Here is a 14,333-nt window from a genome sequence, read left to right as displayed (position 1 = left end):
ATTGTGCCGGAGTGTCGGAGTAGTATAAGCAGCCATATGGACAACTCCGGAACAGCCGGTGAACCTCAGGTCAAGGATATCGGGCGCGTGTCGTGCGAGTTGTGACCTTGGGCCTCGGGATGCGGGCCCTTCACTGCGCGAAGCTGTACACCGTCAGCTCTCTTGCGTCCCTGGCCTTTACGGAAAATCCCACGCACAAAGCCGGGTTCGGCCCCGCCGTGCTGACCGCGATTCCCTCCGGCTCCCGGTAGGGGAGGTGCCGCGCCGCCGTCACGAGGCGGCGGCCCCGAGCCTCACCCGTACGGACGTCAATTGCGGAGACATAGGTATTGCCGTCCGATTTAGGCGGATTGTCGCCGTTCTTTCCGGTGTAAGGCTCACCGGTCAGCACGTAGACGAAGTCGCCGTGCAGTGCGCAGCCCTGGAACCACTCCTCTTCCTTTACCTGCACACCGGCCTGGAGCGTGTGCGCGGCCTCGAAGCGGCCGGCCAGGAAGTCCGTCATCCCGTACACCGAGAACCGGTGCTCCTCCCCTTTCTGGTGGCTCACCAGAACCCGGCCGCCGGCCAGGTCGAGTGCGGGGGAGACGTCGGAGGCGCCCGGAACCGGGTCGTAGTGGGCCACGGTCGGGTTGCTGCCGTCGAGCAGGGCGCCGTCCCTGAACAGGACGCGGGCCACCGAGCGGCCGTAGCCGCTTTCGGGGTCGGGCTTGCTCTCCACCCATATGAGCGTGGACTTGCCCACGGGCTCGATGCCGAAGGAAATGCCGTGTCCGAAGCCGCGCAGATACATGTGACCGCGCGGCTGCCCGGAACTGCTCATCCGGGTCAGGCACATATCGCCCGCCGTCTTGCGGTCTGCGGAACTGACCGGCTCCTTCTCGCCGTTGAGCTGCAAGCCGCCTTGAATGCCCTGAAGGGTGTAGACCAATCCCTTGGAGTCGTCGAATGCGAACGACTGAGGCCCGGTGGTGTTGAAAAGCGGCGAAGGTGCCAACATTTCGGCGGCTGTTCGCATATCGAACATTCCGGCAATTGGTGGAGAGTCGTCTTCGGGTGGGGCGCTCTTGGTGCGGAGTCGCCAGCCGAGACCGCCCACGGCCATGCCGGCGGCCGCCGTACCGCCCGCGAACAGGAGAGTCCGGCGGCTGAAAGGTTCTCTGCTGTCCGCCATGCCGGTATTCTGCCAGCCTTTCGAGGCTGGTCCGGCCCCGGATCCCTCCGCCTCCGGCAGCGGCGGCCGCCGCCTCCGCAACGGCGGACGCCCGCCCCCGGTGAGGGGGACGGGCGTCCGGACCGCGTCGGCTACACCGCGCGCGGAGACCTCAGACCGGAACGCTCGCCAGGCCGGGGGCCAGGAACTTCTTGCCGTTCACGCGCTCGGAGACGCCCTCGCGGTCCAGGTACGGCGTGACGCCGCCCAGGTGGAAGGGCCAGCCGGCGCCCGTGATGAGGCAGAGGTCGATGTCCTGGGCCTCGGCCACGACACCCTCCTCCAGCATCAGGCCGATCTCCTGCGCCACCGCGTCGAGGACGCGGTCGCGGACCTGCTCCTCGGTCAGGACGACATCGCCCTGGACGAGGAGGGCGGCGACCTCGGGGTCCAGCTCCGGCTTGAAGCCGTTCTCTGCGGAGTAGACGTAGAAGCCGCGCTTGCCGGCCTTGACGACGGCCGCCAGGTTCGGGGAGACGGTGAAGCGCTCCGGGAAGGCGCGGTTCAGGGTCTCGGAGACGTGCAGGCCGATCGCCGGGCCCACGAGCTCCAGCAGCACCAGCGGGGACATCGGCAGGCCGAGCGGCTCGATGGCCTTCTCGGCGGTGACCACCGGGGTGCCCTCGTCGATGACGTTCTGGATCTCGCCCATGAAGCGGGTCAGGATGCGGTTCACGACGAACGCCGGGGCGTCCTTGGTGAGGACCGCGGTCTTCTTCAGCTTCCGCGCCACACCGAAGGCCGTGGCCAGCGAGGCGTCGTCGGTCTGCTCGCCGCGGACGATCTCCAGCAGCGGGAGGATCGCGACCGGGTTGAAGAAGTGGAAGCCGACCACGCGCTCCGGGTGCTGGAGCTTGGAGGCCATCTCGGAGACCGACAGCGAGGAGGTGTTGGTGGCGAGGATCGCGTGCGCCGGGGCGACCGCCTCGACCTCCGCGAACACCTTCTGCTTGACGGACATCTCCTCGAACACGGCCTCGATGATGAAGTCCGCGTCCGCGAAGCCCTCGGCCTTGTCCAGGACACCCGTCACCAGGGCGGTCAGGCGGTTGGCCTTGTCCTGGTTGATGCGGCCCTTGCCCAGCAGCTTCTGGATCTCGGCCCGGACGTAGCCCACGCCCTTGTCCACGCGCTCCTGGTCGATGTCGGTGAGGACCACCGGCACCTCCAGGCGGCGCAGGAACAGCAGCGCCAGCTGCGAGGCCATCAGGCCCGCGCCGACGACGCCGACCTTGGTGACCGGGCGGGCCAGCGCCTTGTCCGGCGCGCCGGCCGGGCGCTTGGCGCGCTTCTGGACCAGGTTGAAGGCGTAGATGCCGGAGCGCAGTTCGCCGCCCATGATGAGGTCCGCGAGCGCGGTGTCCTCGGCGTCGAAGCCCTTCTGCAGGTCGCCGTCCTTGGCCGCCTCGATGATCTCCAGCGCGCGGTAGGCGGCCGGGGCCGCGCCGTGCACCTTGGAGTCGGCGATGAAGCGGCCGCGGGCGACCGCCGCGTCCCAGGCCTCGCCGCGGTCGATCTCGTCGCGTACGACCTCGGTGGTGCCGTTGAGCACGTTCGCGGTCCAGAGCAGCGACTGCTCCAGGAAGTCCGCGCCCTCGAACAGCGCGTCCGCGATGCCGAGCTCGAAGACCTGCTTGCCCCTCAGCTGCCGGTTCTGGTTCAGCGAGTTCTCGATGATGACCGAGACCGCGCGGTCCGCGCCGATCAGGTTCGGCAGCAGGGCGCAGCCGCCCCAGCCGGGAACCAGGCCGAGGAAGACCTCGGGCAGCGAGAAGGCCGGGATGGCCTTGGAGACGGTGCGGTAGGTGCAGTGCAGACCGACCTCGACACCGCCGCCCATCGCCGCGCCGTTGTAGTAGGCGAAGGTGGGGACGGCCAGCGCGGCCAGGCGCTTGAAGACGTCGTGGCCGCCCTTGCCGATGGCGAGCGCCTCGTCGTGCTTCTTCAGCAGCTCGACGCCCTTGAGGTCGGCGCCGACCGCGAAGATGAACGGCTTGCCGGTCAGACCGGCGCCGACGATGGAGCCCGCGATGGCCTCCTGCTCGACCTGGTCGATCGCCGCGTTCAGGTTGGCGAGGGACTGCGGGCCGAAGGTGGTCGGCTTGGTGTGGTCCAGGCCGTTGTCCAGCGTGATGAGCGCGAAGCGCCCGGCGCCGAAGGGCAGGTCCAGGTGGCGCACGAGCGCGCGCGTGACGACCTCGTCCGGGAACAGCTCGGCCGCGCCCTTGAGGAGCTCAGTGGTGGTGGTGCTCACTTGCTGTCTCCCTCGGCGGTGAAGTTCGGGTTCTCCCAGACGACCGTGGCGCCCATGCCGAAGCCGACGCACATGGTGGTCAGGCCGTAGCGGACCTCCGGCTGCTCCTCGAACTGGCGGGCCAGCTGGGTCATCAGACGGACGCCGGAGGAGGCGAGCGGGTGGCCGAAGGCGATGGCGCCGCCGTACTGGTTGACGCGGGCGTCGTCGTCGGCGATGCCGTAGTGCTCCAGGAACGCGAGGACCTGGACCGCGAAGGCCTCGTTGACCTCGAAGAGGCCGATGTCGTCGATCGTCAGACCGGCCTGCGCCAGGGCCTTCTCGGTGGCCGGGATCGGACCGTAGCCCATGACCTCGGGCTCGACACCCGCGAAGGAGTACGAGACCAGGCGCATCTTGACCGGGAGGTTGTTCTCGCGGGCGAAGTCCTCGGACGCGATGATCGCGGCGGTGGCACCGTCGTTGAGACCGGCGGCGTTGCCCGCGGTGACGTTGCCGTGGACCCGGAACGGGGTCTTGAGGCCCGCCAGGTTCTCCAGGGTGGTCCCCGGACGCATCGGCTCGTCGGCGGTGACCAGGCCCCAGCCCGTCTCACCGGCCGCCTCGTTGTTGTTGCGGACCGAGATCGGGACCAGGTCCTGCTGGATCTTGCCGTCGGCGTACGCCTTGGCGGCCTTCTCCTGCGAGCGCACGGCGTACTCGTCGGCGCGGAGCTTGGTGATCGTCGGGTACCGGTCGTGCAGGTTCTCGGCGGTCATGCCCATGAACAGGGCGGACTCGTCGACCAGCTTCTCGGAGACGAAGCGCGGGTTCGGGTCGACGCCCTCGCCCATGGGGTGGCGGCCCATGTGCTCGACACCGCCGGCGAGGGCGACGTCGTACGCACCGAAGGCCACGCCGCCCGCGACGGCGGTCACGGCGGTGAGCGCGCCGGCGCACATGCGGTCGATGGAGTACCCGGGGACGGACTGCGGGAGGCCCGCGAGAATGCCGGCCGTACGGCCCAGCGTCAGGCCCTGGTCGCCGATCTGCGTGGTCGCGGCGATGGCGACCTCGTCGATCTTCGCGGGGTCCAGGTCCGGGTTGCGGCGCAGCAGCTCCCGGATCGCCTTGACGACGAGATCGTCGGCGCGGGTCTCGTTGTAGATGCCCTTCGGGCCCGCCTTGCCGAACGGGGTGCGGACGCCGTCGACGAAGACGACGTCCCTGACGGTACGAGGCACGTTGGCTCTCCTCCAGGTGCGGGGGTGCACTGCTGCGCGGGGGGCGTGCCCATGGACTGAGCGCCCGCTCACCTCTCCATGCTACTTGCCGGTAACCGGCATGCACAGCCCCCCTGGAAGGAGCGGCGAAGGTCACACTCCGCCGCGCCCTTCCTCGCGGCCCCGGCGCTACCCGAGCAGGACCCGTCGGCGGGTCCGCGGCTCGGGGGGCCGGGCCGGGCCGAGCTCATGGCGGCGGCCATGGGGGACGAGGAGCGGACCGTGTCCGCCACGAAGGCGCGGCGGCGGACGCCCAGGGTGCGCAGCGCCGGGCCGTGGTCCACCGCGACCAGGGCGGCCGCGCCGGCGAGCAGGGCCCGCCAGGCCAGGGCCGCCGCCCGCCGGGCGGGGGCGGGCAGGGGCGCCAGGGCCTCGCGCAGGCGCAGGCAGTGGAAGGGGACGTGGCGCACCTCGTCGGCGTGGATCCGGCCCGCCACCTCCGAGGTCAGCGGGTCGGCGGCTCCGTCGCGCACCGCCTCGTAGTACCGCAGGGCGACCGCCTCCGCGACCATCAGTACCAGCAGCTCCACCTTCAGCCCGAGCAGCCTGCGCAGCCCGACGAAGGCGGCGTCGCTCCAGTGGCCGGCCAGGGTCCCCCCGCCCTCGGCCTTCAGGAGCAGGGCCAGCATCCGCGCGTGGTTCTGCTCCTCCGCCACGAAGAGCCGTACGGCCCGCGCGTACACCGGATCGCCCGCCCGCTCGGCCTTGGCGGCCAGCTCGGCGCCGTCCCCGCCTTCTCCCAGCTGGAACCGCTGCAGGCTTCCGGTGAGCTCCGCGGGGAGCGTCGTGACCCGGCTCCAGTCCGGATCGCCCCGCTCGGCCCGCCGCTCGCGCTCGGCCTCGAACTCGGCCACCCACTCCTCGTATCCCCACCCATGTTTGATCACGTTCAAAAACTACAAGACTTTGAGCGTGTTCAAAAGATGCGCGGACGTGACTCTTCGACGAGACCGGGACGCGCAAGAGCCCCCCGTCCACAGGACGGGGGGCTCTTGCGTGGAATCACGGGCGGCGGGCCGGGGCCGGGGCCCGGGCGCGACGCCTCAGTCGGCCGGATCCGGCTCCGGCTCGGGTGGCAGCGTCGTCGCCAGCGCCGTCGTCAGCGCCGCCGTCACCTGTTCGATCTGCCACGGGCGGGCCCCGTAGCCCGCCAGTGCCTCGGCCACCGCGTCGGGCTCCAGGCGCTCCGGCGGCTCCCAGCACAGCCGGCGGACCGTGTCGGGGGTGATCAGGTTCTCCTGGGGCAGGTTCAGCCCCTCCGCCAGCGCCGACACGGCCGTGCGGGCCGCCGCGAGGCGTGCCGCGGCCTCCGGGTCCTTGTCCGCCCAGGAGCGCGGCGGCGGGGGGCCGGCCGGGGTCGCCCCCGGCTGCGGCAGCTCGCTCTCGGGCAGGGCCTTCGCCCGTTCCACGGCGGCCATCCACTGGTCCAGCTGGCGCCGGCCCATGCGCTGCCCGTATCCGGGCAGCGCCGAGAGCGCGTGCACGGTCAGCGGCAGGGCGAGCGCGGCCTCGACGATCGCGCCGTCACCCAGCACCTTGCCCGGTGACACGTCGCGGCGCTGCGCGATCCGGTCCCGGGACTCCCACAGCTCCCGTACGACGGCCATCTGCCGGCGCCGGCGCACCTTGTGCATGCCGGAGGTGCGGCGCCAAGGGTCCTTGCGGGGCGGCGCGGGCGGCGCGGAGGCGATGGCGTCGAACTCCTGACGGGCCCACTCCAGCTTGCCCTGCCGGTCCAGCTCCTTCTCCAGCGCGTCGCGCAGGTCCACGAGCAGCTCGACATCGAGCGCGGCATAGCGCAGCCACGGCTCGGGGAGCGGCCGGGTGGACCAGTCGACGGCGGAGTGGCCCTTCTCCAGCACGTAGCCGAGTACGCCCTCGACCATCGCGCCGAGCCCGACCCGGGGGAAGCCGGCGAGGCGTCCGGCGAGCTCGGTGTCGAACAGGGAGGTGGGCGTCATGCCTATTTCGCGCAGGCACGGAAGGTCCTGGGTGGCCGCGTGCAGGATCCACTCGGTACCGGAGAGGGCCTCGCCCAGGGAGGAGAGGTCGGGGCAGCCCACCGGGTCGATCAGCGCGGAGCCCGCGCCTTCGCGGCGCAGCTGCACCAGGTAGGCGCGCTGGCCGTAGCGGTAGCCGGAGGCGCGCTCGGCGTCCACGGCGACGGGTCCGGTGCCCGCGGCGAAGGCCGCGACCACCTCGGCGAGCGCCTCGGCGTCGGCGACCACCGGCGGGATGCCCTCGCGGGGCTCGAGCAAGGGGATGGGCAGCCCGTCGGACGAAACCTCGTCGTCCGGGGGGCCGCCCCCGGTGGTGGTGCGCAGGCCTGCTGCGGTTTCTTGGGCGTCGGTCACTGGTCAAGGGTATCCGTGCATGCGACGCGCCCGTCGCCGGAACGTTCCGGCGACGGGCGCGAAGGGGAAGGACGGACGTTTCCCCGGGTTCTCCGGTTGTTGGCCCGGGGTCTCGCGGGCGGTATCGGCCGGGTCAGTGGATGATCCCGGTGCGCAGGGCGACGGCGACCATCCCGGCCCGGTCGCCGGTGCCCAGCTTGCGGGCGATCCGTGCGAGGTGGGACTTGACGGTCAGGGCGGACAGGCCCATCGAGACTCCGATGGCCTTGTTGGACTGGCCCTCCGCGACGAGGCGCAGGACCTCGACCTCGCGGCCGGAGAGCTCGCGGTAGCCGCCCGGGTGGCTCGGGGCACCCGGGGGGCGGCGGTGCATACGGGCCGCGGCGGCGCCGATGGGGGCGGCGCCGGGCCGGGACGGGAGCCCGATGTTGGTCCGGGTGCCGGTGACGACGTAGCCCTTCACTCCGCCCGCGAGGGCGTTGCGCACGGCGCCGATGTCGTCGGCGGCGGACAGGGCCAGGCCGTTCGGCCAACCGGCGGCGCGGGCCTCGGAGAGCAGGGTGAGACCGGAACCGTCGGGCAGGTGTACGTCGGCCACGCAGATGTCGCGCGGGCTGCCGATGCGTGGACGGGCCTCCGCGATGGACGAAGCCTCGATCACGTCACGTACGCCGAGTGCCCACAAATGGCGGGTCACGGTGGAGCGCACGCGCGGGTCGGCCACGACGACCATGGCCGTCGGCTTGTTCGGGCGGTAGGCGACCAGGCTTGCGGGCTGCTCGAGAAGAACGGACACCTAGGCCTCCTGGGGGAGTGGCGGGACGGCCGGCTGGGGGAAGGAAGCCGGTGCGAACCGTGCGGATGGTCACTGACTCTTTCGGCACGTCACCCGCCCGGCTTTAGGGAATGATCACGATTTGGTGAGTAACAATTCGGGCAATTCGGACGCACGATCGATCATAGGGTGATCAGAAGCCCGCAAGGGACGCCCCGTTCCGACATTCGGCCGAGGGTTTGGTCGCCTGTTCGAGGGGCTCGGGACGCCCGTCCGGCCGCTCCGCGGTCGATCGCGGAGCCGGGGCCCGCCCCCGCCCCGCCCGGCCGCGCGCACGGCCGGACGGGCCCGGTGGGAGGCTCTGCGGGTCTGGTGGGAGGCCGTGCGGACCTGGTGGGAGGCCGTGCGGACCGCTCCTCCGTGCTATCCCTTCGGGTGGTGCGGACCGCGCCGCTGGGGCAGCGAGACCACCCCGGTCACCGTCTCCGTCGGCCCGACCGGAGGCAGCCCCGCGATCTGGCACAGGAGTTCGCACCACGCCGCCAGGTGTGCGGAGGTGTCCGGCACCCCGCCCACACCCTCGCGCGGCGTCCAGGAAGCCCTGATCTCGATCTGTGTCGCCGGCCGGCGCTCGCCGAGCCCGCCGAAGTAGTGCGAGGCGGCCATGGTCACGGTCCCGCTCGCCTCCCCGTACGTCAGCCCGCGCGCGTCCAGCGCCCCGGTCAGCCAGGACCAGCACACCTCGGGGAGGAGCGGGTCCACGGCCATCTCCGGCTCCAGTTCCGCCCGTACGAGCGTCACCAGCCGGAAGGTGCCCTGCCAGGCGTCGTGCCCGGCCGGGTCGTGCAGGAGGATGAGCCGGCCGTCGGCCAGGTCCTCCTCGCCGTCCACGACCGCCGCCTCCAGCGCGTAGGCGTGCGGTGCCAGTCTCTGTGGCGGCTTGGTGGGGTCGATCTCGATCCCCTGCCGCAGCCTCGCCTTCTTCAAGCCGTCGACCGCCCGCCGGAACGGGAGCGGGACGGAGCTCTCCTTCGCGCTGTCCGCACCGTCAGCGCCATCTGAAAATCGTCCCTGAGCCGCAGCCATGCGGGGAAGACTAGGCGGAACGGGCGCCCGTACGGCGCAGGGACACCCGCGCCGGGCCGGGCACTTCTTCATACGTGCGAAGATTTGAGTCGTGAGCGCCAACACCCGCCCCACGGGCACGCCGAGCCAGACGTACGATTCCGCCTTCCTCAAGGCGTGCCGGCGCGAGCCGGTACCGCACACGCCCGTGTGGTTCATGCGGCAGGCGGGTCGCTCCCTCCCCGAGTACCGCAAGGTGCGCGAGGGCACGCAGATGCTGGAATCCTGCATGCGGCCCGACCTGGTCACCGAGATCACGCTGCAGCCGGTCCGGCGCCACAACGTGGACGCGGCGATCTTCTTCTCCGACATCGTGGTCCCGCTGAAGGCCATCGGCATCGACCTGGACATCAAGCCGGGCATCGGCCCGGTCGTCGCCCAGCCGATCCGCCGCCGCGAGGACCTCGCACAGCTGCGCGACCTCACCCCGGAGGACGTCTCGTACGTCACCGAGGCGATCGGCATGCTCACGGGTGAACTGGGCTCCACGCCGTTGATCGGTTTCGCGGGTGCGCCCTTCACCCTCGCGAGCTACCTCGTCGAGGGCGGCCCGTCCAAGAACCACGAGCACACCAAGGCCCTCATGTACGGGGACCCGGAGCTGTGGGCCGACCTGCTCGACCGACTCGCGGAGATCACCTCGGCCTTCCTCAAGGTCCAGATCGAGGCCGGCGCCTCGGCGGTCCAGCTCTTCGACTCCTGGGTCGGCGCGCTCGCCCCGGCGGACTACCGCCGCTCGGTGATGCCGGCCTCCGCGAAGGTCCTCCAGTCCGTCGCCTCGTACGGCGTCCCGCGCATCCACTTCGGCGTGGGCACGGGCGAGCTCCTCGGCCTCATGGGCGAGGCCGGCGCGGACGTCATGGGCGTCGACTACCGGGTCTCGCTGGACGAGGCCGTCCACCGGGTCGGCCCCGGCAAGGCGCTCCAGGGCAACCTGGACCCGGCGGTGCTCTTCTCCACTCCCGAAGCGGTGGAGACCAAGACCCGCGAGGTCCTGGACGCGGCGGCCGGCCTGGAAGGCCACATCTTCAACCTGGGCCACGGCGTCCTCCCGACGACGAACCCGGACGCCCTGACCCGCCTGGTGGACTACGTCCACACGCAGACGGCGGTCTAGCGGAACGGCCCGCGGGGCTCAGACCCCGGCCGCCCGCACCGCGGTCACCGTTTTGCGGGCGGCCACCAGGACCGGGTCCCAGACCGGGGAGAACGGCGGGGCGTAGCCCAGGTCCAGGGAGACGACCTGGTCCACCGTCATGCCGGCCGTCAGGGCCACCGCGGCGATGTCCACCCGCTTCGCGGAGCCCGCGCCGCCGACGATCTGGACTCCCAGGAGGCGGCCCGTGCGGTGCTCCGCGAGCATCTTGACCGTCATCTCCTCGGCCCCCGGGTAGTAGCCCGCCGTGTTCGTCGAGCGGATGGTCGCCGTGACGAAGCGGAGCCCGACGGCCAGCGCGTCCCGCTCGCGCAGCCCCGTACGCGCGATCTCCAGCTCGCAGACCTTGCTCACGGCCGTGCCCACCACCCCGGGGAACGTCGCGTAGCCGCCGCCCGCGTTCGAGCCGATGACCTGGCCGTGCTTGTTGGCGTGCGTGCCCAGCGGGATGTGCCGCATGCCGCCCGACACCAGGTCCAGGACCTCCACGCAGTCCCCGCCCGCCCAGATGTCCGCTTGGCCGCGGACCCGCATCGACAGGTCCGTCAGCAGGCCGCCCGACTCGCCGAGCGGCAGGCCCGCCGCGCGCGCCAGCGCCGTGCGCGGCTCCACGCCGATGCCCAGGACCACGACGTCCGCCGGGTACTCCTCGCCCGAGGCCGTGGCCACCGCGCGGGCCCGGCCCTCCTCGTCGGTGAGGATCTTCGACGCCTCGGCGCGGGCGACCGTACGGATCCCCATGCCGTTCATCGCGCTGTGGACGAGAGCGCCCATGTCCGGGTCCAGCGTGGACATCGGCTGCTCGCCCCGGTGTAGCACGGTGACCTCGAAGCCCCGCCCGACCAGGGCTTCCGCCATCTCCACGCCGATGTAGCCGGCGCCGACCACGACCGCCCGGCGGCCCTCGGTCCGCTCCAGAGCGTCCATCAGGCGCTGGCCGTCGTCCAGGCTCTGGACCCCGTACACCCCGTGCGCGCCGATGCCGGGCAGCCGCGGGCGGACCGGGCGGGCGCCGGTGGCGAGGACGAGCTTGTCGTACCCCGTCCAGTACTCGGCGCCCGATACGAGGTCCCGGGCGCGCACCCGCCGCCCCGCGAGGTCCAGTTCCACGACCTCCGTCCGCGTCCGCAGGTCGATGTCCCGCTCGCGGTGCTCCTCGGGCGTCCGGGCGATCAGCTCGTCCCGGCCGCCGACCAGGCCGCCGATCCAGTACGGGATCCCGCACGCGGAGTACGAGGTGAAGTGCCCCCGCTCGAAGGCGGTGATCTCCAGCTCCGCCGGCCCCTTGAGCCGCCGGGCCTGTGACGCGGCGGACATCCCCGCCGCGTCACCGCCGACCACCACCAGCCGTTCCCTGGCACTCGCCATCGCCCGTACCGTCCTTCCCCGCCGCCCGATGCCTGCGGGGCCCACGCTACGGGCGAATGGGTGTTCAGTCCCGGACGTCCGCGGCGGGGGCCGCCGGATCCGCCGGATCCGCGGGGCCCGCAGGGCTTCCGGCCGGCGGCCGGGGGGTCTGCCCCACCGGACCGGCCTGCGCCGGAAGTCGGCGCTCCGGCGCGCCCGGCTTCGGCTTCGCCGGCCGCCACGTGCGGAACTGCCGGAAGCAGAACAGCAGGAACGCGCCCGCCAACAGGAACGGGGAGGCCGCGGCGAGAGCCATCAGCAGGTACAGGACCACGGCGGCGAAGGCCTTCCAGCCGCCGGCCAGTGCGTCGGTGAAGCCCGGATCCGCCTTCTTCGGCTCCTTCGCCGCCTCCTTCGCCGGCTCCGAGAACGTCAGCGTGATCGTGCCGAGCGAGGTCTGGTCCTTCAGCGCCGTCTGCTGCGCGAGCAACGACTCCAGATCGGCCTGCCGCTTGCTGAGTTCGGCCTCCAGCGTGACCACCTCGCCCAGACTCGAGGCCTTCTCCATCAGCTCGCGCACCCGGCCCACGCTCGCCCGCTGCGAGGTGACCCGGCTGTCGACGTCCGCGACCTTCTGCGTCACGTCCTGCGCCTCGACCTTGCGTTCGAGCAGCTTCCCGCTGCCCTCCATGGCGGCCAGCACCGCGTCGAAGCGCCCGGCGGGCACCCGCAGGGTCACGGTCGAGGTCATCGCCCCGTCGTGGCCGCGGCCGGTGGTCTCGTTGCCCACGTAACCGCCCGCGCCCTCCGCCGCCGTGCGGGCCCCGGCCGCCGCCTTCTGGGCGTCCGCCGTCTCCACGCCCAGCGTCGCCGTGCGGATGATCTGCGTGCGTGCGGGGGCCTGCGGCTGGTCCTTGTCCGAGGACGGCGCCGGTGCGCCCGTCGCGGCCGACGCGGCGGCCGGGCCCTTCCCGGCGGCCTCCCGCTGCCGCGGAGCCGCCGCGTCGGCCACCGATTCATCCGACTTGGCGCCGCTCCCGGCCGCGGAGCAGCCGGTGAGCGCGAGGGCCCCGGTCAGGGAGAGCGCGGCCAGGGCCGTCGCGGTGCGCCGCCCGTACCCCCCGTACCCTCCGAACCGTCTGTGCTGGGTGCGCTGGGTGTGCATCGTCGGGTACCCCCCGGGAATCGCCGGACGCGCGGCCGGACCGCCGCGCTGGTGTCGACGTTCTGACGTTCCCGGCCCCGCCGCGGGTTTCGCACGCGCGGCCTCGAGGTGGTCCCGAACCGGTCACGGTCAGGCCTCGGTGATCACTCCGTGGGGGGTCTGAGACGATGTGTCCATGCACGGAGCGGACATGCGTACGGACCGGCCGGGCCCCGCCGGCCACGTCGTCGTCATCGGCGGCGGCATCGCGGGCCTCGCGGCAGCCCACCGGCTGCTCGCCGACGGCGTCCGCGTCACGCTCCTGGAGGCCGGCCCGCGCCTCGGCGGCAAGCTGTTCGCCGGCGAGCTGGCCGGCCTGCCCGTGGACCTCGGCGCCGAATCCGTGCTCGCCCGCCGCCCCGAAGCCCTCGAACTGGCCCGCGCCACCGGCCTCGGCGACGCCCTGCAGCCCCCCGCCACCGCCACCGCCCACCTGTGGACCCGCGGCGAGCTGCGGCCCATGCCGCGCGGCCACGTCATGGGCGTCCCCGGCGACCTGGGCCCGCTCGCCGCCTCCGGAGTGCTCTCCGCCGAGGGCCTGGCCCGGATCGGGGCCGAAGCCGAGCTGGCCCCCGCCGAGATCGGCGAGGACGTGGCCGTCGGCGAGTACGTCGCCGCCCGCCTCGGCCACGAGGTCGTCGACCGGCTCGTGGAGCCGCTGCTCGGCGGGGTCTACGCCGGCAACGCCTACCGCATCTCGATGCGCGCCGCCGTCCCCCAGCTCTTCGAGGCCGCCCGTACGCACGCCTCCCTGGGCGAGGGCGTACGGGAACTGCAGCGCCGGGCGGCCGGAGCCGGGCAGGCCGGTCCCGTCTTCTCCGGCATCGACGGCGGCATCGGCCGGCTCCCGCTCGCCGTCGCCGCGGCCTGCCGGGCGGCCGGAGCCCGCCTCCTCACCGACACCCCCGCGCGCGAGCTGACCCGTACCGCGACCGGCTGGCGCGTGCTCGCGGGCGCCCCCGACAGCCCGGGCGGCGCCGAGGTCATCGAGGCCGACGGCATCGTGCTGGCCACCCCGGCCGGACCCGCCGCCCGCCTCCTCGACCGGCTCGCGCCCGCCGCGGCCGCGGAGCTGCGCGGGGTCGAGTACGCCTCCATGGCCCTGGTCACGATGGCCTTCCGGCGCTCCGAGCTGCCGGCCGCCATCGCCGGGGGCGGCGCGAGCGGCTTCCTCGTACCGCCCGTGGACGGCCGGACGATCAAGGCGTCGACCTTCTCCAGCAACAAGTGGGCCTGGGCCGGCACCGATCCCGAGCTCTTCCTGCTGCGCACCTCCGTCGGCCGCCACGGCGACGAGCGCGACCTGGGCCGCTCCGACGAGGAACTGGTCGACGTCTCCCGCGCCGACCTCGCCGACGCCGTGGGCCTCGCGGCGGCCGCCCGCCCGGTCGCCTCCACCGTCACGCGCTGGGACGGCGGCCTGCCCCAGTACCCCGTGGGCCACCTCGGCCGGGTGGCCCGGATCCGCGCCGCCGTGGCGGCCCTCCCGGGACTCGCGGTGTGCGGTGCGCTGTACGACGGGGTCGGGATCCCGGCCTGCATCGCGAGCGCCGGCAAGGCCGCTGACGTGGTGATGGCCACGTTGGGGCCCGGTGGGGTACCCCTGGCACAGACCACTGATCAGCGCACGGGACAATAGGCAC

11 protein-coding genes are annotated in these 14,333 nt (G+C 72.7%); 2 read left to right on the top strand and 9 right to left on the bottom strand.

Annotated features, from left to right (window positions below; all coding sequences use genetic code 11):
- Positions 1-130: 130 nt before the first annotated feature.
- The 7 genes from DRB89_RS03525 to DRB89_RS03495 all read right to left on the bottom strand — a co-directional run bounded on the left by DRB89_RS03525 (position 131) and on the right by DRB89_RS03495 (position 8,944).
- A complete protein-coding gene (locus DRB89_RS03525; RefSeq protein WP_112447311.1) occupies positions 131-1,174 on the bottom strand; it encodes a signaling protein in 1,044 nt (347 codons plus the stop codon).
- 151 nt (positions 1,175-1,325) lie between these two features.
- The gene (locus tag DRB89_RS03520; RefSeq protein WP_112447310.1) at positions 1,326-3,467 is read right to left on the bottom strand and encodes a 3-hydroxyacyl-CoA dehydrogenase NAD-binding domain-containing protein; all 2,142 of its coding nucleotides are present in this window, start codon (positions 3,465-3,467) and stop codon (positions 1,326-1,328) included.
- Positions 3,464-4,690, bottom strand: coding sequence for an acetyl-CoA C-acyltransferase (locus tag DRB89_RS03515; protein ID WP_112447308.1), 1,227 nt, complete (start codon positions 4,688-4,690; stop codon positions 3,464-3,466). The genes DRB89_RS03520 and DRB89_RS03515 overlap by 4 nt, the downstream gene beginning before the upstream one ends.
- A 68-nt stretch (positions 4,691-4,758) precedes the next feature.
- On the bottom strand, positions 4,759-5,622 hold the full coding sequence (locus DRB89_RS03510) for a ferritin-like domain-containing protein (RefSeq protein ID WP_239515996.1): 864 nt from the start codon (positions 5,620-5,622) through the stop codon (positions 4,759-4,761).
- A 150-nt stretch (positions 5,623-5,772) separates the two neighbouring features.
- Positions 5,773-7,083: a ribonuclease D gene (locus DRB89_RS03505; RefSeq protein WP_112447306.1), complete on the bottom strand. Its 1,311-nt coding sequence runs from the start codon at positions 7,081-7,083 to the stop codon at positions 5,773-5,775.
- A gap of 133 nt (positions 7,084-7,216) precedes the next feature.
- Positions 7,217-7,879: a response regulator transcription factor gene (locus DRB89_RS03500; RefSeq protein WP_112447304.1), complete on the bottom strand. Its 663-nt coding sequence runs from the start codon at positions 7,877-7,879 to the stop codon at positions 7,217-7,219.
- A gap of 402 nt (positions 7,880-8,281) precedes the next feature.
- Positions 8,282-8,944 (bottom strand): DUF3000 domain-containing protein, encoded by a 663-nt coding sequence (locus DRB89_RS03495; RefSeq protein ID WP_112447302.1) that lies wholly within the window; start codon positions 8,942-8,944, stop codon positions 8,282-8,284.
- 91 nt (positions 8,945-9,035) lie between these two features.
- On the opposite strand from DRB89_RS03495, the gene hemE reads away from it, so the two are divergent.
- Positions 9,036-10,100, top strand: coding sequence for a uroporphyrinogen decarboxylase (gene hemE / locus DRB89_RS03490; RefSeq protein WP_112447300.1), 1,065 nt, complete (start codon positions 9,036-9,038; stop codon positions 10,098-10,100).
- Positions 10,101-10,118: 18 nt separating this feature from the next.
- Here the strand turns inward: hemE and DRB89_RS03485 are convergent, their stop codons facing one another.
- Positions 10,119-11,507: an FAD-dependent oxidoreductase gene (locus tag DRB89_RS03485; RefSeq protein ID WP_112447299.1), complete on the bottom strand. Its 1,389-nt coding sequence runs from the start codon at positions 11,505-11,507 to the stop codon at positions 10,119-10,121.
- A gap of 64 nt (positions 11,508-11,571) precedes the next feature.
- Complete coding sequence (locus DRB89_RS03480; protein ID WP_112447297.1) at positions 11,572-12,651, bottom strand: DUF4349 domain-containing protein; 1,080 nt, start codon at positions 12,649-12,651, stop codon at positions 11,572-11,574.
- A gap of 175 nt (positions 12,652-12,826) precedes the next feature.
- On the opposite strand from DRB89_RS03480, the gene hemG reads away from it, so the two are divergent.
- Positions 12,827-14,329: a protoporphyrinogen oxidase gene (gene hemG, locus DRB89_RS03475; RefSeq protein ID WP_239515995.1), complete on the top strand. Its 1,503-nt coding sequence runs from the start codon at positions 12,827-12,829 to the stop codon at positions 14,327-14,329.
- Positions 14,330-14,333 lie beyond the last annotated feature (4 nt).

The organism is Streptomyces sp. ICC4 (genome assembly GCF_003287915.1).
In the GTDB taxonomy this organism is placed as follows: Bacteria; Actinomycetota; Actinomycetes; order Streptomycetales; family Streptomycetaceae; genus Streptomyces; species Streptomyces tritrimontium.
This window is presented reverse-complemented; position numbering and strand designations above follow the sequence as displayed.

Excerpts from the sequence above, each read along its gene's own strand:
- DRB89_RS03525 (WP_112447311.1), bottom strand. The coding sequence starts at position 1,174 with ATGGCGGACAGCAGAGAACCTTTCAGCCGCCGGACTCTCCTGTTCGCG.
- DRB89_RS03495 (WP_112447302.1), bottom strand. The coding sequence starts at position 8,944 with ATGGCTGCGGCTCAGGGACGATTTTCAGATGGCGCTGACGGTGCGGAC.
- DRB89_RS03485 (WP_112447299.1), bottom strand. The coding sequence starts at position 11,507 with ATGGCGAGTGCCAGGGAACGGCTGGTGGTGGTCGGCGGTGACGCGGCG.
- DRB89_RS03480 (WP_112447297.1), bottom strand. The coding sequence starts at position 12,651 with ATGCACACCCAGCGCACCCAGCACAGACGGTTCGGAGGGTACGGGGGG.
- hemG (WP_239515995.1), top strand. The coding sequence starts at position 12,827 with ATGCACGGAGCGGACATGCGTACGGACCGGCCGGGCCCCGCCGGCCAC.